At 28.5% G+C, this 20,819-nt stretch carries 14 protein-coding genes; 3 read left to right on the top strand and 11 right to left on the bottom strand.

Annotated elements, in window-relative coordinates; all coding sequences use genetic code 11:
• Window positions 1-3 precede the first annotated feature (3 nt).
• Both metH and EV02_RS07285 read right to left on the bottom strand, forming a co-directional pair.
• Window positions 4-3,570, bottom strand: coding sequence for a methionine synthase (gene metH, locus EV02_RS07280; protein ID WP_032518913.1), 3,567 nt, complete (start codon window positions 3,568-3,570; stop codon window positions 4-6).
• Window positions 3,571-3,583: 13 nt separating this feature from the next.
• Window positions 3,584-4,498, bottom strand: coding sequence for a branched-chain amino acid transaminase (locus tag EV02_RS07285; RefSeq protein WP_032518912.1), 915 nt, complete (start codon window positions 4,496-4,498; stop codon window positions 3,584-3,586).
• A 72-nt stretch (window positions 4,499-4,570) separates the two neighbouring features.
• Here EV02_RS07285 and cobN point away from each other — a divergent pair, with 72 nt between their 5' ends.
• Window positions 4,571-8,308, top strand: coding sequence for a cobaltochelatase subunit CobN (gene cobN, locus EV02_RS07290; RefSeq protein ID WP_032518911.1), 3,738 nt, complete (start codon window positions 4,571-4,573; stop codon window positions 8,306-8,308).
• A gap of 1 nt (window position 8,309) precedes the next feature.
• Here the strand turns inward: cobN and EV02_RS07295 are convergent, their stop codons facing one another.
• The 4 genes from EV02_RS07295 to EV02_RS07310 all read right to left on the bottom strand — a co-directional run bounded on the left by EV02_RS07295 (window position 8,310) and on the right by EV02_RS07310 (window position 12,061).
• Entirely contained in the window at window positions 8,310-8,957 is a 648-nt protein-coding gene (locus EV02_RS07295) for a PHP domain-containing protein (RefSeq protein WP_011862949.1), read from the bottom strand.
• Window positions 8,950-9,516, bottom strand: a complete 567-nt coding sequence (gene hemJ / locus EV02_RS07300; RefSeq protein ID WP_032518910.1) for a protoporphyrinogen oxidase HemJ — start codon at window positions 9,514-9,516, stop codon at window positions 8,950-8,952. Before hemJ ends, EV02_RS07295 begins: the two co-directional genes overlap by 8 nt.
• Before the next feature lie 88 nt (window positions 9,517-9,604).
• Window positions 9,605-11,563, bottom strand: coding sequence for an excinuclease ABC subunit UvrC (gene uvrC / locus EV02_RS07305; RefSeq protein ID WP_032518909.1), 1,959 nt, complete (start codon window positions 11,561-11,563; stop codon window positions 9,605-9,607).
• 9 nt (window positions 11,564-11,572) lie between these two features.
• Complete coding sequence (locus EV02_RS07310) at window positions 11,573-12,061, bottom strand: flavin reductase family protein (RefSeq protein WP_011818417.1); 489 nt, start codon at window positions 12,059-12,061, stop codon at window positions 11,573-11,575.
• Between the two features lie 59 nt (window positions 12,062-12,120).
• On the opposite strand from EV02_RS07310, the gene coaD reads away from it, so the two are divergent.
• Window positions 12,121-12,594 carry a pantetheine-phosphate adenylyltransferase gene (gene coaD, locus EV02_RS07315; protein ID WP_025938370.1) on the top strand — a complete coding sequence of 158 codons (474 nt, stop codon included), beginning with the start codon at window positions 12,121-12,123 and terminating at the stop codon, window positions 12,592-12,594.
• Between the two features lie 7 nt (window positions 12,595-12,601).
• On the opposite strand, the gene EV02_RS07320 is transcribed toward coaD, so the two are convergent.
• Genes EV02_RS07320 through dapF form a run of 4 tightly spaced genes read right to left on the bottom strand, consistent with a single transcriptional unit; the run spans window position 12,602 to window position 16,485 of the window.
• Window positions 12,602-13,819: a D-alanyl-D-alanine carboxypeptidase gene (locus EV02_RS07320; RefSeq protein ID WP_032519176.1), complete on the bottom strand. Its 1,218-nt coding sequence runs from the start codon at window positions 13,817-13,819 to the stop codon at window positions 12,602-12,604.
• A 7-nt stretch (window positions 13,820-13,826) separates the two neighbouring features.
• Complete coding sequence (locus EV02_RS07325; RefSeq protein ID WP_032518908.1) at window positions 13,827-14,453, bottom strand: DUF1995 family protein; 627 nt, start codon at window positions 14,451-14,453, stop codon at window positions 13,827-13,829.
• A complete protein-coding gene (locus EV02_RS07330) occupies window positions 14,453-15,625 on the bottom strand; it encodes a cysteine desulfurase family protein (protein ID WP_032518907.1) in 1,173 nt (390 codons plus the stop codon). Before EV02_RS07330 ends, EV02_RS07325 begins: the two co-directional genes overlap by 1 nt.
• Window positions 15,625-16,485 carry a diaminopimelate epimerase gene (dapF, locus tag EV02_RS07335; protein WP_032518906.1) on the bottom strand — a complete coding sequence of 287 codons (861 nt, stop codon included), beginning with the start codon at window positions 16,483-16,485 and terminating at the stop codon, window positions 15,625-15,627. The genes EV02_RS07330 and dapF overlap by 1 nt, the downstream gene beginning before the upstream one ends.
• Before the next feature lie 107 nt (window positions 16,486-16,592).
• On the opposite strand from dapF, the gene leuS reads away from it, so the two are divergent.
• On the top strand, window positions 16,593-19,163 hold the full coding sequence (leuS, locus tag EV02_RS07340) for a leucine--tRNA ligase (protein WP_032518905.1): 2,571 nt from the start codon (window positions 16,593-16,595) through the stop codon (window positions 19,161-19,163).
• Here leuS and EV02_RS07345 read toward each other — a convergent pair.
• Window positions 19,160-20,743, bottom strand: coding sequence for a glucose-6-phosphate isomerase (locus EV02_RS07345; protein ID WP_032518904.1), 1,584 nt, complete (start codon window positions 20,741-20,743; stop codon window positions 19,160-19,162). The genes leuS and EV02_RS07345 overlap by 4 nt on opposite strands.
• Window positions 20,744-20,819: the final 76 nt, after the last annotated feature.

Genomic DNA, 20,819 nt, shown 5'->3' with positions numbered 1-20,819 from the left:
AGATTAAGCGCTGAAATATTTAGCTTTTGAGTGCAGTGAAATGATAGCTGTAGTACTTTGTTCTGGATGAAGTTGTTCAGATTCATCCATGGTCAAGCTTATTCTTTTTGCATCCAACAATGATAATTGTATGTTTGAATCAGATACTTTTGGACATGCAGGATAACCAAATGAATATCTAGCTCCTCTATATTTTTGAGCTAGTATTTCTCTATTTTTGTCTGGTTCTTCAGTCCTAAAACCACATTCAATACGAATTAATGCATGGACATACTCAGCTAGAGCTTCTGCTAATTGCACTGTAAGTCCATGGAATAATAAATAATCGCTATATTTATCTTCTTTAAATAATTTTTGAGAATATTCACTGGCAATATCGCCCATCGTTACTGCCTGCATAGGAAATATATCTATCGGTTTATCCTTTTTCAAATCACAATAAAAATCAGCTATGCATAAATTATTCCCAGATTTTTGTCTTGGGAAATTAAATTCGGAAATTTTATTTAATGATTTATCATCAAATAAGAAAATACTATTATCTTTTCTACCGCATCTGAAATATCCATAAACTGCTTTGGGTGAAATAAGTTTTTTTTCTACAATTGTCTCTAACCATCTATCTAGCAATGGTTTAGCATATGAATCCAAATAGTTATTATATTCATCTACGCTTTGGTTTTTTCCTTTTTTTATTTGCCATTGTCCGCTAAATAGAGCTTTTGTATCTAAATAAAAAATTAACTTATTTAAATCTATATCAATCTCGTTCAAGACTTTCGTTCCCAAGAAAGGAGCTTGAATTGGTTCTTCTTCATTTATAAATTTAGATCTTATAAAATTTTCTTTTAAATTTAATTTAGAAGTCTCTATATCTATAGATATTGATTTTTTAACTGCTTGAGAGTTGGACTTTGATGAGGCTAAATTAATATCTATTCCCTCATTGTTGATGAATCCCTCTGTATTTGACCAATTACCCTTTTTTTTATTGTCCATATATTCATTCATGAATTTAAGATCAGTGAACGCATCTTTTCCGTATAAAATTTTCCCTTTATATATTTTGCTGCAGTCCTCATTTACAAATTTTGGGGTTAAGGCTGCACCTCCTAATATTACTGGTACACTAATATCTTCATTGTTAAAAGCTTCTAAATTATCTTTCATAAAAGCAGTTGATTTAACAAGTAATCCGCTCATAGCGATGCAATCTGCATTGTGCTTTTTTTGTGCATCTATAATTGCTGAAACATCTTGCTTTATTCCAAGATTTATTACGTCATAACCATTATTTGTAAGTATTATGTCAACCAAATTTTTTCCTATATCATGAACATCGCCTTTGACTGTTGCAATTAAGAGTTTTCCATTTGATATGTTTTCTTCCACAGTTTCCATATGTGGTTCTAAAATTGAAACGGCAAATTTCATTGTTTCGGCGGATTGGAGTACAAATGGCAATTGCATTTGACCTGAGCCAAATAAATCACCTACAACTTTCATCCCATCTAGTAGAAAGGTATTAATTATTTCTAGAGGTTTATATTTTTTTAAAGCTTTATTTAGTTGATCCTCTAAACCTATTTTTTCTCCATCAATAATATGATTTTTTAGGCTTTCTTCCAGAGTTAGATTTTTATTTTCTAAAGATGCTTTTTTGAAATCTTGAATAGATAAATCTTGAAAAGCTTTTGTTAATTCTACTAATGGATCATAAATACAAATATCATCTTCAAATTTTCTTTTGTCATATATCAAATCTAAGCAAAGCTTTTTGGTTTCTTCAGAAATTTTTGATAATGGCAAAATTTTATTTGGTGCGATGATAGCAGAATCCAATCCTGCTTTAATGCATTCATCTAAAAATATTGAATTTAGATTAATTCTGGATAATGGTGAAAGACCAAAACTAATGTTTGATATACCAAGTATGATGTGAATCTCAGGAAAATTTTCACGAATTTTTGATATAGCAGTAATTGTTTCTTTAGCATTTAATCTATCTTCTTCTATCCCAGTAGATATTGGAAGAGCTAATGGATCAAAAAAGAGCTCATAATCAGACAAACCGCATTCCCTGGTTCTATTAATTGCTCGTTTAGCAATGTCATATTTTTTATCTGCATTCCTTGCCATTCCATCTTCATCAATAGTTCCTACAACAAGACCTGAACCATACCCCAAGGCTAAATTTAGAACTTGATCAAATCTTTCATTACCGTCTTCGTAATTGGTTGAATTTATAATACATTTACCACCAGCTGACTTTAATCCACTTTCCATTTTGTCAGCATCTGTAGAGTCAATCATTAATGGCAAATTTATATTGGTAACAAGTCTTGATGTTATTTCTTTCATATCTTTCACTCCGTCTCTCCCTACATAATCAACATTCACATCAAGAACGTGTGCATTTTCTTTTTGTTGTTGCTTGGCAATTGATACTAGTCCATCCCAATCATCGTTATTTAACAACTCCCTTACCTTTTTAGATCCACTTGCATTTAATCTTTCGCCTACAATCAGAATAGAATTATCTTGTTTGTACGGTACAGAATTATATATTGATGATGCAGAAGGAATATAGCCACTTAAATTGTTCTTACCATTTTTATTTGGCATTTCGTTATCAATAATTTCATCGATTATTGAAGAAAGATATTTAATATGTTCGGGTGTTGTCCCACAACATCCACCTATTAATTGAACATTAAAGTCATATATAAAATTCATTAACTGCATCTTTAATTCTATTGGCTTTAATCTGTAGTGAGCAACACCGCCAATATTTTCAGGAAGTCCTGCGTTGGGAATACAGCTTATAGCGAAGGGAGAATTTTCAGACAAATATTTAATATGTTCTTTCATTTGTTCTGGACCAGTAGCACAATTTAGTCCAAGGATATCTATATTAAACGGCTCTAATATTGTTAATGCAGAGGCAATGTCAGATCCAACAAGCATAGTACCTGTTGTTTCCATTGTTATAGATACCATTATAGGTATATCTATATTTTTACTATCAAGTACTTCTTTAGAAGCTAATAAGGCAGATTTTATTTGCAATACATCTTGACAAGTTTCAATTAAAAGTAGATCAACTCCTCCATCCGTAAGACCATATATCTGTTCTTTATATGATTCCTTTAATTCATCAAAATTTATATGTCCTAATGTGGGTAATTTAGTGGTTGGTCCAATTGAACCAGCAACAAACCTTGGCTTATCAACTGATGCATATTTTGCAGCAGCTTTTTTTGCTATTAGAGCAGCATTTTTATTTATCTCATATGCCTTATTCTTAATATCATATTCATCAAGAACTATTGATGAGGCACCAAAAGTATTAGTTTCTATAACATGACAACCTGCTTCTAAGAATGAATTATGGACCTTTTCAACTATCTTTGGTGAGGATAAAACAAGGTTTTCATTACAACCCTCTAATTCTTTTCCTCCAAAGTCGTCTGCTGTAAGATTTAAGTTCTGAAATGATGTTCCAGTACCTCCGTCAAAAATTATTAATGGCTTTTCATCTCTATTTAGATAGGTTCTGAAAGATTCCATTTTTAGGTGAAAATTATTTTATAGAAATTCTTGTTACCCAATTATCATAGTCTTGAGAACGACCTTCTGTTATTTCTATAAGCTTACTTTTTAATTTATTCATTATTGGTCTTTCACCATTTAATTCACTTGATTCAATTTTTTTAACTGGTGTAATTTTTGCTGCTGTACCAGTTAGAAAAACTTCATCTGCTATTAATAATTCTGTTTTATCAACAGGCCTTTCAATTACATTTATTCCAAATGATTTTGCTAATTCAATTACACTAGCTCTAGTAATACCCTCAAGGATATCTTGATCAACACCAGGAGTGATTAAGTCTCCATTCCTTACAATAAATAAATTCATACCACTAGCTTCGCTTACCTTACCACTTGAATTTAATAGCAGGGCTTCATCAAAACCCGATAAACTAGCTTCTGTTTTAGCTAATGAACTAGTAATATAAGCTCCACTTATTTTTCCTCTCAATGGGAGAGATCTATCTTCTTGTCTAGTCCAACTACTCATTCTACATGAAACCCCATCTGGGGATAGATAATCTCCTAGTTCAATACAATACATAAAGAAATCTGTTTCAATACTGTGTAACCTTGGAGCTATACCTAAATCGCTTGTATATACGAATGGTCTAATATAAATAGGTTTTTGTGGCTTATTTCTTTTTATAACTTCCTCTAAGGCTTTAAAAATATATTCTTCAGATATATCAGTTAAGAGTAATTTTGCACTTTGAGATAATCTTTTTATGTGTTTATCAGTTCTAAATAAAAGGAATTCTTCTTTATTTGTAGGGTTAGGTATCGCTCGCATTCCTCCAAATGCAGCAGTACCGTAATGTAGTGCATGAGTAGCTATTGATATTTTTGCTTCTTTAAATGGAATACATTTACCTTCGAACCAGGCGTATGGAAGAAATTCATGCATATTCAATTTATTTAATTAAGGTAAACTTGTTTTATCCTACTTACGTATTCTAAACCTTATTTATATATAAAAATGCACAGGATATTAAATGTAGCAGGAAATGAAAAGAATAATGATGATTTAATTGAGCAACCAGCGGCAGATTTTATTTTTATAACAAGTGTAAAAGCTGATTTAAATCTCATATCAAAATTATTGTTAGAAAAAGAATTTGCTTCATTAAAAAATAATATAAGAGCTTTAGAAATTTCTAATTTAAATTCCTCAGCTCAAATAGATAATTATTTATTAAAAACAATTAATTATGCAAAAGTTGTCATACTAAGAATTTTTGGCGATAAAGGTACATGGAACTATGGAATTGAACAACTTTTAAATTGGCAAGCAGTCAATAAAAAAAGGAAGTTAGTAATCCTATCAGGTACCGTTGATCAGGAAGTGTCCTTAAGTGAAATAAGTAGTATAGATAAAAATATTGCATTAAATATTTCTAGATTACTAAGATCGGGAGGAATGGAGAATTATAGAAAATTTCTTAATTGTTTAAATTATCTAAAGGTAAATGAAACATTAATTCCTGATGAGTTTTTGAATATTAGTTTTTATCCAGATCCTTATTTATATGATTGGAAAATTGAAAAAGGAGAAAAGATTGGAATAATATCCTATAAATCACTTTTTTTGGCTAATGAAATTGAAGTAAACGAAAAACTTAACTTGCAGTTACGAAGATGCGGACTATCGCCTAAAACGTTATTTATTTCAACACTAAAAGATCATATTATTCAAAAGAAATTAATAGAAATTTTTAAAAAGGAAGATATTAAATTAATAATTACCACAACTTCATTTTCTTCATCTCAAATCAAAAATAACGAATTAATTGAAAATTCTACAAATATTTTTACTTCTCTTAAAATTCCAATTTTACAGCTTCTCTCTTCAAATAGATCAAGAAAAAATTGGTTAAATTCATCCATTGGAATGAATTCATCTGATTTATTGATGCAAATAATTATTCCTGAATTTGATGGAAGGATTACTACCTGTCCTTCAGCATTTAAAGAAATAATTTCAAAAAAAAATACGCTCTACAGTGAAATAACCAGTTACAAAGCTGATCAAGTAGGTATTAAATGGATATCAAAATTCGCAACAAATTATGTGAAACTTCAACAACTTAATAATTTTGAAAAAAAAATTTGTTTAATAATAAGTAATTATCCAGTAAAGAACGGAAGAATCGGTAATGGTGTTGGTCTTAATACACCATCTTCGATAATAAATATTCTTAACTGGTTAAAAGAAGAAGGTTATGATCTTGGATCTTGTAATTATCCTCAAGATTCTTCGGAATTAATGTCAATACTTATAAAAACTAGAACTAATGATATTGAATCTCAAAATAATAAACCATTAGATTACTTACCACTTAGTGAATATTTAAAATATTGGAATTATTTAGAACTTGAACCAAAAAATATTATTGTTAACCGTTGGGGCAAACCATCAGAAGCGATCGATCTTGATAATGAAGGCTTCTCAATAAATGGTATTAGATTTGGAAAAATAACATTATTGATTCAACCTCAACGAGGTTATGACTCTTTCACTGATAGAGATATTCATTCTCCCGATCTTCCACCTCCCCATAGATATTTAGCACAATATTTTTGGATTGAAAAAGTTTTTAACGCAAATGCTATTTGCCATATTGGTAAACATGGGACTGTTGAATGGTTACCTGGCAAATCTATAGGTCTCAGTAATAAATGTTTTCCAAATATTATTTGTCCAGCAATACCAAACATATATCCTTTTATCGTAAATGATCCTGGGGAAGGATCCCAAGCTAAAAGAAGAACTGCTGCAACAATTATTGATCATTTAACCCCTCCTTTGGATAGGTCAGAATTATATGGAAAATATTCAATATTAGAAAATTATTTAGACGAATATTTTGAAGCAAAATTATTAAATTCTAATCGAATTGAAATTATAGAAAAATCCATTTTTGAATTAATTAAAAAAGATTTTAACGAAATCACTTTAAATAATAAAAATAATCAAATTGCAGAGATTGATTCTTTTCTTTGCAAAATTAAAGAATCTCAAATTAGGACAGGTTTGCATATTTTTGGTAATAGGCAGAATGACATTAATGAAATAAATTTATTCTTGTGTGTCGCTAGAGTGCCAAATGCCAATAGAATTGGGATTGTTCAATATATAGCAAAACATTTAAAACTAGATTTGGATCCTTGGACAAATATATATGATCAAAAGTTAAGTGAAAAGGATAAAAAAATATTATTGACTTTTTCCAACAAAAACATTTTAAACTTTAGGATGGCTATTGATTTTTTGGAACAACAAGCAAAGTATTTAATATATTTGTTTTTTTACAAAAAGAATACCAATATAAAAAATCTTGAGAAATATAAAAATCAGAAAATAATAGACTATTTCTTTAATGAAAAAAAACATAATAAGTATTTTTTATTATTAAAAAAAGAGATTCTATATCCAATCATTAATTCTTCATATAATGAGAAATTATCATTTATTAATTCGTTAAATGGACAATATGTAAAAAGTGGTCCATCTGGAGCCCCTACGAGAGGTAAAACTGAAGCTTTACCCACTGGTAAAAATTTCTTTTCAGTTGATTCGAGAGGACTGCCAACTGAATCAGCATGGAGTGTTGGTTGTCAATCCGCCTCACAAATACTTGATTTATACAAACAAGATAATGGAGAAGATTTAAAAAATATAGCAATATCTGTATGGGCAACATCCACAATGAGAAATGGTGGTGAAGACATTTGTCAAATACTATATTTATTAGGAGTACAGCCTATTTGGGATGGGCCCTCAAGAAGAGTAGTAGATCTAGAAATCATTCCTTTATCTGTTATCGAAAGACCAAGGGTTGATGTTACTTTAAGGATTTCAGGAATGTTTAGAGATGCATTTCCACAGTTAGTTAAATTAACTTCTAAAGCAATAAATCTTGTTTCTAATCTTAATGAGGATGATAAATTTAACCCTCTTGCTGGGGCATCAAGGGATGGTGATTCAATTAATCGTATATTTGGTTCAGCGCCAGGTTCATATGGAGCTGGACTACAAGAACTAATTTCTAATTCTAATTGGGAAAATATTGATGATTTTGGAGAATCTTTTCTTAATTGGAGTAAGTGGATTTACAGTGATAATCTTGAACCTATAGATGATAAAAAATCATTAGAAAATGCTCTTAAAAATGTTCAGTTAGTTGTTCATAACCAAGATAATAAGGAACATGATATTTTAGATTCTGATGATTATTATCAGTTTCAGGGTGGCTTATCTTCAGCAGTAAAAAAATTGAGCGGTAAATTTCCTGAAATGTATCATGGTGATTTATCAAAATTTGGATTATCCAAAATTTCAAAATTACAAGATGAAATTAATAAAGTTGTTATATCAAGAATACTTAACCCTAAATGGATAAATGGAATGAAGGATAATGGTTATAAAGGAGCGTTTGAATTTTCAGCTACACTAGATTACTTATATGCTTTTGATGCTTCTACTGAAGTAGTCTCAGATTGGTGTTATGAGGAAGTTTATAAATCATGGTTATGTGATCTGGATCTTAGGAATTTCTTTCTAGAGAATAATCCATGGGCTTTAAGAGATATTGCACAAAGATTTCTTGAAATTGTAAATAGAAAAATGTGGAATAATTGTTCATCAGATGTCATTGAAAATTTAAAGAACATAATTATTAATACTGATTCAATAATTGAAAAAAATGAATTCTAAATTATCTACCTAATAGAGAAAGTCCATGACTATCTGTTCCGCATGTTTTTAGCATTGAATATTTATCTGCTAATTTATCTATTTCTGAACATACAAATAAACTAGGATTCCATACTTCATTAAGTTCATAATCGTACCAAACCTCTATTCCATCAATACCTTGTATTTTTGCCTCTGGAATTAATTTATAAAAGGGAATCCTGTATCTCGCTGGATGTGCAAGAAATGATAAACCACCAGCTAAATTTATTGCTTTTATAACTGATTTAATATTTAAATCATTACCTATTGGAGACTCTCCAAGGATGTAGGGATTTAGGTATTTACTTTTTATATCTATTCCCAATCCAATTACATGTACTAAACATCCTAAAATCAAACAATTAATTTCTATTCCCGAAATTAATGTAAAGGAATCTTTAGGATAATTTTTGAGTATATTATTTTTTTTTATATATTCATGAGCTTTAATTGTATGATGATCGGTTATTGATAAAAATTTCAAGTTATTTTTATAAGCTTGATCTAAAAGTTCATATGGTTCTAAACTTCCATCACTAAATTTTGTATGACAGTGAAAATTAATATTATTAGGACAACTATTTTTATTAATATTGGAAGTTAATTTTACTAAGTCTTCCCTATTCATTACTTAATGAATTCTCATTTTTCTTTCTAATCTTTGCATATAATTGAATTGAAGCCAACATGAAAATAATTAGTCCAACTACGCTCCATGTAGCAATACTAGTTGGAAAATTATTTTTAAAAATAACTAAAAGTACAATTATAAATAATAATAAAGTAGGCAATTCATTTAATAATCTAAGGTTTTTTGCTGAAATGGTTGAAGTACCATTTTGTAATGAATACATTATTTTATAACAATAAGAATGATAAATTACTAATCCCAAAACAAAAGAAATTTTAATTTGCAACCACTTCTCACTTAACCAACTTGGTTGCATAATAACCATGCATATAGCCATACTTAAAGCTAATATCATCCCGGGTGTTGTGATTATATTCGCCAGCCTTTTTTCCATCAAGGTGTATTGTTTATTAAAGGCAATTTTTAATTCATTATCCATATTTTTAGATTCTTCATGATATATAAAAAGTCTTACTAAATAAAAGAGTCCCGCAAACCAAACGATTACACCAATAATGTGAAGTGATTTAAACCAGAGATATGCTTCAGCTGCCAAATTACTAGATTAATTTAAAAATATATGTTTTTAATATAGTTATATTTAACAATATCAAGAAATCTATTTTTCAAAATTTAATTAATATTTATAACTCGTTAAAATATTCATATATATCATTAACTGAATTTTTTCCAAGTCCTTTAACTTTTGATAAATCCTCCTTACTAGCTATTCTTATCGCGTCTATTGATTTGAAATGCTCAAGCAATTCTCTTATTCTTGATGGTCCTAATCCACTGATTTGGGACAATTGAGATCTATTCATTCTTTTAGATCTTTTGTCTCTATGAAAAGATAATGCAAATCTATGTGCTTCATCTCTTACCCTTCTTAGTAGAAGAACTCCTTTTTGATTTTCATCAGTATCAAGAGACTTAGTAAATCCTGGAATAAATATTTCTTCATTTTTTTTTGCCAATGAACATATAGTTACTTCTTCCTCAAGATTTAATTCTTTTAATGCTTTAATAGCTGCATTTAACTGTCCTTTTCCTCCATCAATCATTATTAAATCAGGCCAATCTGATAGAAGTTCATTGTCTAATTTACTGTTCGTTTTATCATTTAATATTGAAAAATCCCCTCCGCTTTCTTTAAATCTTGACCATTTTTTAAACCTTCTTAGTATTACTTCATATATCGAAGCAAAATCATCACTATGTCCTATAAAAACGTTTGGATCTTTAATTTTATATTTCCTATAATGCTGTTTAGAAGGAACCCCATCAATAAAAACGACTTGTGATGCTACAGGGTCACTACCTTGAATATGGCTTATATCATAGCCTTCAATTCTTTTAGGTTGTTCGCTTAATTCAAGTATTTGGGCAAGATCCTCAATTGATGATTCATTATCTTGTATCCCATTTAATATTCTATCTAATTCTAATTTCGCATTTTTTAAAACCATTTCTACAGTTTCATGTTTTTTATTTCTTTTTGGGATTAGGATTTTTACTTTCTTTTTTCTTAGCTCCGTTAACCAATCCTCTATGGTTGCTTGTTTTGGAAGGTTATATTGAATAAGAATTTCTGATGGTATTTCTACAGGTTCAACATTCATATAATGCTCTTCAAATATCTTTTGTAAAATAAGACTTTCATCTTCATTATTTAATTTTTGACTATAGCCAATTCTCCCAATGAGCTTACCTGATCTCATTTGGAAAATTTGTATACTAGCTACATTTTTTTCTGAAACTATTCCAAAGATATCTCTATTAATTGAAGAATCTGGTATTGATATTTTTTGTGATTCAGTTAATAATTTTAAACCTGAAATTTGGTCTCTTATTTTTGCTGCATTCTCATAATCTAAATCATTTGAAAATTGCAGCATTTTTTTTTGTAAAAATATTTCTAAGTCATCATTTCTTCCCTGAAATATCATAGATACTTGTTTCATTATTTTTTTATAATCGTCAGATGATATAACTTCTTGGCAAACACCTGGACATCTTCCTATTGAATAATTCAAACAAGTTCTATCTTTATAGACTGGCCTTGGTCTTTGTCTAAGTGGAAATATTTTTTTTATCGTAAATAATGTTCTCCTTAATAATCCGACATCAACATAAGGTCCATAATATCTATCTAAATTATTTCTATTTCTTCTTCTTCTTGTTATAAATATTCGAGGATATTTTTCACTCCAAGTTATACAAAGATATGGATATTTCTTATCATCCTTTAAAAGAATATTAAAATATGGTTTGTTTGTTTTAATTAAATTTGACTCTAAATTTAATGCTTCATATTCGCTATCTGTCACTATTATTTCTATTTCAGTTATTTGACGAACCATCAAACTTAATCGGGGAGTTAAATCTGAATAATTATTGAAATAACTACTTACTCTACTGCGTAGTTTTTTAGATTTACCGATATAAAGTAAGTTATTATCAATATCTTTAAAAAGATAACAACCAGATGATTTTGGAATTTCGGATAATCTTGATTTTAATAACTCCTTATTATTAATTAATTTATATTCAATTTTAAAATTATATTTGTTATTTATTTTTTCGATAGAGGAATTACTCATTTATAGTGGTTAACCTCCATAATTCCAGCCAGTTGAAGATAAATTTAGTGAGTCAACATCATTATTTAGATAAGCAGATTGCACCTCTCCTACAAAAACGGTATGGTCTCCATGCATAACACTTCCAACAACATTACATTCAACACCACCAACACTATCAACTAAAATAGGCAATCCAAGCTCACCTAAATTAAATTCAACAGATTCAAATCTACCTCCTAATGCTTTTTGAGGTTTAAAGAAAACAGCCGCTAGATCCTTTTGATCACTTTTGAGCACATTTAATGAGAACTTATTGGTTGACTTTATAATTTCATGACTAGAACCCTCTGCTCTAACAGCCATTACAACTAATGGTGGGGTGAAAGAACCTTGAGTCACCCAACTTGCAGTAAATCCATTCACTTCATTTTTATCCTCGTCTCTAACGCCACAAATAAATAATCCGTGAGGTATTTTTCTTAATAGGATTTTTTTTGCTTCTAGATTTAATGTCATAATTGATTTAACTAATAATATTATTTTAACTAAATTTCTTATTCGATCATAATAAATTCATGAAAATTCTTTATCCAGGTACATTTGATCCCTTAACAAATGGGCATCTTGATTTAATAGAAAGGGCTGAAAAAATATTTGGCAATCTAGTAGTTGCTGTTTTAGAAAATACCTCTAAAACACCAACATTTAATCTTGAAAGAAGAATAATACAAATAAAAAATTCTCTTTCTCATTTACCTAATATTGAAGTTATTTCTTATTCTGGTCTAACTGTTGATTGTGCAAATGATCTAAAAGCTAATCTTATTCTTAGAGGCTTAAGAGCAATGAGTGATTTTGAGTATGAACTACAAATTGCTCATACAAATAAATCACTTAATAATGATATTGAAACTATATTTTTATCGACAAATACAAATTATAGTTTTCTTAGTAGTTCTTTAGTAAAAGAAGTTGCAAAATTTGGTGGTGAAATTAATCACATGGTACCCCCCTCTGTTGAGAAGGATTTAAAAGATTATTTTAAATAATATTTTTTTAACAGGATCTCAAGTAATAAAGATCACGTAATAAATTAAAAGCTTTTTCTTTATCAATTTTATCAGAATTTTGGATAATGCTTATAATTATTGGCTTATCATTTTTATATAAATAGCCAGATAATGCAAAGACATTCGAAAGAGTCCCAGTTTTGCCAAAAAACTTTCCAGACAATTCACTATTTACAAATCTTTTAGCTAACGTTCCTCTCACTCCCGTAATTGAAAGTGTAGATTGATAAGCATTAAAATCATTAGAATATCTCATTTTATCTAAAAACAATACAACTAACTTTGATGTAATTTTATTTTTTCGAGACAATCCACTAGCATCTGCAAAGTATGCATTAGTTGCTGGGAGGCCTTTATTTTCAAGCCATCTTTTCAATTTTATATAGTTATTATCGTTCCATGTATTTGAGGCATTTTTAAAAAGAGATTCAGCCGTAAAATTATGGCTTTCAGAATTTGTTAGAGTTAATAATGAAAGAATTGGAGTTGAATATACTTTATTTATCTCTTTAATATTTTTTAAATAAAAAGTTTTCTCTGAATCAAAAAAATCTATATTTATTTTTGAATTTGGAAATTTATTTTTTAAATAATTTTTAATAAAATTTTTTAATGCATAAATATCATAATATTTATTGTGATTACTTTCTATTGCAAGAGATGTAATTGGAGATCCATATTCGTAAAGTTTATCAGTATTTGTCCAACCATTAGGCCAATATAATTTTGAATCAATTTCTACAATATTAAAGTTAATAATTTTATTTTCTTTAACATTTGAAATTAGTTCGATTATATGTTCATAATTAAGATCTGGATCACCTTGACCGTGTAAATAATAATCGCTTTTATTTTTATATAAGGAAGTTTTTAAATTATTATTTAATTTATATTTACTTAAAACATAAGCTGATGAGAATAATTTTTGGTTAGATGCTGGCAACCTTGGAACATCCTCATTGTAGGAACTTATTATTTCCCCTTTATTATTAATAATTGATACACTAAAAGATTCATCAAGCGTTTGATTCAATAAAGCATCATAAGAAGGACATATTTTGTTTTTATTAATTATTCCCGGGAAATTAAAATAAATACTATTTAAAATAGTTATTTTCTGTTTTGTTAGTAAATATCTTATTAAGAAAGGAGATGTTACTAATATAAGAACAATAAAGAAAAATGAATATATTTTTTTTATCACATTCAATCTATAAATTTACAAAAATAGATTCATTGTCGGGTTTAATTTCAAATTCTTTTTTAAAAAAATACCTTTTATTTTCTTCTTTGAAAAGCAACCAGTTATTTGGATAAATATGCATAAGAGCAGCTTTATTTAAAGGCTGCAGAAAATAAATATTTTTCCATGTTTTGACAAAGTTTTTACGTCGCTCTCTAATAACACTTCCTATACCAATATTGGCATCTTCAAATTTTGGATTTAATGAATAATGCGTGCCTTGATAATTATCAGACATTGGTTCAAATGAATCGAAATCATATGGCTGAGGTAGTATCGATATCATTACACTATCAATATTATTTATATTATTTGATTCATTAAATGATTTAAAAGTAAAGATTTTATCTTTGATATCAGGATAGTCTCTTTGAGCCAAAGCCACAGAACCTTGATCAGCAAATGTTATGAATACATTATTATTTTTAGACAATATCTTGTAGATAGTTATTCCAATTCTGTTAAACTTCAACCCTTCAAAATTAAATTCTATAGTAAATCTTTTATTTGAATCTAATAAACTTGGAATAATTGCATCCTCCATATTCTTAAGAGATTCATTTAAATCTTTAGGTAGTTTGTAATTGGTTTCCATTAAAATTTTTCAATACATATTTGAATAAGTTCTAAAAATTTATCTATTTCTGACTTATTATTTATTGAACCTAAAGTAACACGAATATTTGAATATAGTTCATCATCTTTTAAACCAATATTTTTAAGTGTTGAACTAGGTTTACCAGATGAGCTTGAACAAGCACTTCCACTACTTATGGCTATTTTATTTTCTGACATGAAATTAACAATCTTATAGGCCCTTATAGGCTCAAATAGTTTATTTAATAGTAAAAACGAAATATGATTGGGGAGTCTATGGTTAATACTACCCGTAATCTTTATATGATTATTATCCTTAATTTTTTGAAAAAAATAATTTTTAAGTTTATTAATATCATTAGAAGGAAATTCAGTTATATAATCATATAATTTTATTTTTCCTTCAATATTCTTTAGTGATTCATACATTCCAGCTATTAATGGCAAAGCTTGTGTACCTTGTCTAATTGAAAATTCCTGAGTAAGTGATATGTCATTATTTTTTAAAATTTTTCTAGACTTTTCTTTTGTTAAAAGAATACCGATCCCTTTTGGACCTCCAAATTTATGAGCGGATAAACTTAGAAAATCACATTTAAGATCTTTCCAACTGAATATTCCATTACTTAATATTTGGGTTCCATCTAAATGAAACATTATATTTAATTCTTCACATTTAGAACCAATAAATTGGACAGGTTGTATTGTCCCAATTTCGCTTTGTCCCCAAATAATTGATACAAGCTTAGTATCATTGTTTAAAAAATTTTCGATATTAGAAATATTTAAAATTCCATTATTATTTACAGTCCATTCGTAAATATCCCAATTTTGTTTTCTTAATTTATTAGCACAAATAGTTGTTGCTTGATGTTCAACATTTGAAATAACAACCCTACCATTTTTAAATTTCTCATAAATATTATTAAATACAATATTTGTCGATTCCGAAGAACCAGATGTAAAAATTATATCCTCTGGATCTGCTTCAAATATATAAGCAATTTTAGATCTAATTTTTTCAAGATATGTAGAGCATTTTATCCCTAGCTCATATGTAGATGAAGGGTTATGCCAATAATTCCTATAAGTTGAATTAATTATATTTAAAACATTCTCAGATAATGGAGTTGTGGATGCATTATCTAAATAGATAAAATTATTTTCCATTAATTTACTAACATTGATCCTGAGAAAACCTTTTTAGCATTACCGGTCATCATTACTTCACAATCGTCTTTTGACCAATCAATTTTAAGATTACCTCCTGGTAAGGTTACTATGGTTTGTGAATTACAAAGGCCTAATTTATAAGCTGCCACATGGATAGCACAGGCACCTGTTCCACAAGCTAAGGTTGGTCCTGCACCCCTTTCCCATACTTTTACTTTGATATTATCTCTATTTAAAATTTGACAAAAATGCACATTAGTTTTTTCAGGAAATAATTCATTTTTTTCAAATATAGGTCCTAGTCTGGAAAGAACAATTGACTCTATATCTTTTACAAAGAATATTAAATGAGGATTTCCCATTCCTACGGCATAACCCATATTATTAAAATCATTCTCAATAAATTCGTGTGAAGGAATTGAATTTATTTTTTTTTCAATTGTTGTTGGAATATTTTGACATTCTAAAATTGGAACTCCCATTTTTACTGCAATTTCATCATTTATATATTTTGCAATTTTTAAACCTGCTTTAGTTTCAATTTTATATTCTATATTTTTATTATTCATTGAATCATTTACGTGGAGATACTCAACTAAACACCTAATTCCGTTTCCACACATTTGTGCTTCAGAACCATCAGAATTAAAAATTATCATTTTTGCATAATTATCATTATTAGGTTCTTCTATAAAAATCACACCATCTGCTCCAACACCAAATTGCCTGTTGCAAATCTTTTTTATATCAAATATTTTATTTGTCTTGTAATTTTTATATAATTCATTTCCTCTAGAATCTATTATTACGAAATCATTTCCGTTACCTTGATATTTTTCAAAACTTATATTTTTCATTTGTAAATCATATATCTTAAATTTTAATTATAAATTATTCCTTTTAACAATCTATTTCTATTTTATACAATGGATATTAAAATAATAATTTAACAAATAAAAATTAAGTGATTTCTCCCGATAAACAATATGAGGCTGATACCAATTTATATAATCCATCTGAAATAGAAAAAAAATGGCAGTCAATATGGACAGAAAACAATTTATACAAAACCTATGAATTAACTGAGAATAGCGATAAGTTTTATGCCTTATCAATGTTTCCCTACCCTTCAGGTAATCTTCATATGGGACATGTTAGGAATTATGTTATTACAGACTTAATAGCTCGATTCCAAAGGTTTAAGGGTAAATCTGTCTTACATCCAATGGGTTGGGACGCATTTGGTTTGCCTGCTGAAAATGCTGCTATTGAAAGAGGAATTAGTCCAAGTGTCTGGACTAAAAAAAATATTTCTCATATGAAGTCACAATTAAAGCTTTTGGGACTATCTGTTGATTGGGATAGGGAATTTTCAACATGTGATGAAAATTATTATATTTGGACCCAATATCTATTTTTAGAGTTATACAAGTCAGGTCTTGTATATCAAAAGGAATCAGAAGTTAATTGGGATCCTATAGATAATACAGTCCTAGCGAATGAACAAGTTGACTCAGAGGGTAAATCTTGGAGATCTGGGGCAGTAGTTGAAAAAAAATTATTAAAGCAATGGTTTTTAAGAATTACTAATTATGCAGATGAGTTATTGAAGGATTTAGAAAAATTAGATAACTGGCCAGAAAGAGTAAAAATAATGCAAGATAATTGGATTGGAAAGTCAATTGGTGCAAATATTAATTTCAATATCAATACCAATCCGGAAAAGAAAATAACTGTATTTACAACAAGGCCAGATACTTTATTTGGAGTTACTTATTTAGCAATTTCTGTAAATCATTCATTAATTAAAAAAATTACTGATCAAGAAACCATACAAAATATAGAAAATCTTAAACAATATTTGAAAAATAATAAAAATAATGAACTTGAAAAAATTGGAATAAAAACTAGCTTAATAGCTATAAATCCAGTTAATTCTGAACCTATACCTATTTGGGTGGCTAGTTATGTTCTTGATGAATACGGTACCGGCGCTGTTATGGGTGTGCCTGCTCATGATTTAAGGGATTTTGAGTTTGCTAAGAAAAACAATATAGATATTAAACAGGTAATAGTAAAGAATAAAAGTGAACAAAGTAATCAGCTTGATAATGCTTATGTAGAAAATGGATATCTAATTAATTCAAATCAATACAATGGTATAGCAAATACTATTGCTAAATTAAAAATTGCAGAGGAGGGAGTAAATAATGGATGGGCCGAAAATAAAATTCAATATCGTTTAAGAGATTGGTTAATATCTAGACAAAGATATTGGGGATGTCCGATACCCATCGTTAATTGCAAAAAATGTGGAGCTGTTCCTTTAAAGCAATCTGATTTGCCTGTTTCATTACCAAAAGATATAGAAATCTCCGCTAACAAGATTAATGCTTTAGGTAATAATAATAATTGGATAAATACAACATGTCCAAAATGTGGAATAGCGGCAAGAAAAGAAACTGATACAATGGACACTTTCATGTGTTCATCTTGGTATTTTTTAAGATACCCATCTTCAAAATGTTCAACTAAGCCATTTGAAAAGAATCAAATTAATAAGTGGTTACCTGTAGATCAATATGTTGGAGGAGTAGAGCATGCAATATTGCATTTGTTATATGCAAGATTTTTCACTAAAGCTTTGCGAGATAATGAATTATTTGATATTGATGAACCTTTCAAAAAACTATTAACGCAAGGAATGGTTCAGGCCGCAGCATATAAAAACAATAAAACTGGTAAATATGTTTCTCCTTCCGATATTACTGACTTATCAAATCCTACAGATCCAATTGACAATTCTAAACTCGAAGTTCTGTTCGAGAAGATGTCTAAGTCTAAATATAATGGAATAGACCCTGAATCAGTAATTAAAAAATATGGAGCAGATACAGCAAGAATGTTTATATTATTTAAAGCACCACCAGAAAAAGATTTGGAATGGGGAGATACAGATGTTGAAGGACAATTTAGATTTTTAAGTAGGATTTGGAAGCTTTATGTAAATTGTGCAAAAGATATAAATAGTAAATCTAATTCCTATCCAGATAAAGAAAAAAGTTTAATAAAGTCAATGAATATTGCTATAAAAGAAATTTCAAATGACATATTAAATAACCAATTTAATACTGCGATTTCAGAACTAATGAAGTTTTATAATTCATTATCAAATTCCATTAATGACATAAACAATAATTTAAAAATTGATGCTTTAAAAACATTTTGTATTTTGTTGGCTCCATTTGCACCTCATATTGCAGAAGAAATATGGCATCTTATAGGATTTAAAAAATCTGTACATTTAGAGCACTGGCCTTCCTTTAATGCCGAGGCACTAAAGGAAGATTCATATGAACTAGTAATACAAGTGAATGGAAAAGTTAGAGACAAAGTAAATATTAATAATGATATGAGTGAAGATCAAATTAAAGAATTGACTCTTAAAAGACCTAACATATTAAAATGGACTCAACATAAGGAAATAAGAAAAATAATTATTGTTAAAGGAAAAATAATGAATATTGTTGTTTAAGAATTTATTTTTTGAATAACTAATGAATTTGGATTTGACCAATCGCCCTTAACTAAATAATTATCATTACCGAAACACATTTCACGGAGTATAAAAAATATAGGTTCACTAACTGAATTATCAAATAAAGATGTTATGTCATTTATAGAATATTCTCCACCTTCATCTAATAAATTACTTACTTTTTGTTGATACTCAATAATATTTGCAGCTGCTTTCTTTCCAGCTTCAACTCCAGGTTGATCATATGCATTTATATTTACCAATTCAGCGTAGAAGGATACAGCCCTCTCAAATAAAGCGATTAAGGCACCTAGTGAAAAACAATTTAACTTTTCTAGAGTAATAGTGATACTTTGTCTGTTTTCACTAGAGAGTGCTGATCTGGTTCCTTGCAAAAAACCAGAAAGATATTCTTTAGGATTCTCTTTTTCATCAAATATATTAGTAGATGGAGAATCTAATAATTCAATAAAAATACAAAAGAAATTATCAATACCATCTCTAAGTTGCTGAACATAAGCATGCTGATCTGTAGATCCTTTATTACCAAAAACGGAAATACCTTGATTAACTACTTGACCATTCCTATTAAATTTCTTTCCTAATGATTCCATTACTAATTGCTGAAGATATTTACTAAAAACCTGTAACCTATCTCTATAAGGTAATACGACCATATCTCTCTTTCCAATACCATCACCAGTTAAATACCATGCGGATGATAATAGTGCTGCTGGATTATTTTTAAAATCACTTATACGTGTGGCTTCATCCATTAATGATGCACCTCTGATAAATTCAGAGATATTTTCATTAATAAGAGCTAATGGAAGTAATCCCACAGAGCTTGTAATACTAGTTCTTCCACCAACCCAATCTTGCAAATTAAATATTTTTAACCAATTTTCAAAAGTAGCTTTTTTAAATAACTTACTACCTTTCATAGTTATAGCTATAGCATTAGAATTCCATTCAAGAGAATTGTTTTCGCAGTGACTTTTAATAATTTCCATAGCAATTCTAGGTTCAGGCGTACCACCTGATTTGCTTACTACTACAAATAATGTTGTTGATAATTTTTGAGATAACTCTTCTAACTTTTCGCTAATTAAAAAAGGATCAACATTATCGATATAAGAAAAATTTAAGCCTTTAGAACACTTCTGCAGTGACTCTGTAATAAGTAATGGTCCTAAACCACTTCCACCAATTCCTATCCATAGAACATCAGTATACAGCTGATTATTCTTATTCTTAATATCCCCATTTAAAATTTTTTTTCCAAATTCAGAGATTGAATTAATATCTGCTCTAATTTCTTCTCCTATTTTTGAAGAGGGTGAAATTGATGGATTTCTAAGCCAATAATGTCCAACTTGTCTATTTTCATCAATGTTTGAGATTGCACCATTTTCTAATTCTTTTATTGAGGAAAAAACATCTTTAAATTTATCTTCTAAATTTTTTATCTCTTTACTTGTGAAATTAATTTTACTTATGTCTAACCAAATATTTAATTTTTTATCAAACCAAAGATAATTACAAAATTTATCCCAAGAGTTTAAATCTCCATTCATTTTATATATTTGTTTCTTTTATTTATTATTCAATTATATCTAAACGAATAGTACATAGATTTGAATCATTTAAATT

The sequence above is a fragment of the Prochlorococcus marinus str. SB genome, assembly GCF_000760115.1.
Taxonomy (GTDB): Bacteria; Cyanobacteriota; Cyanobacteriia; order PCC-6307; family Cyanobiaceae; genus Prochlorococcus_A; species Prochlorococcus_A marinus_D.
Note: the sequence above shows the minus strand (reverse complement) of the source record. Positions and strands in the feature narration are given on the sequence as shown.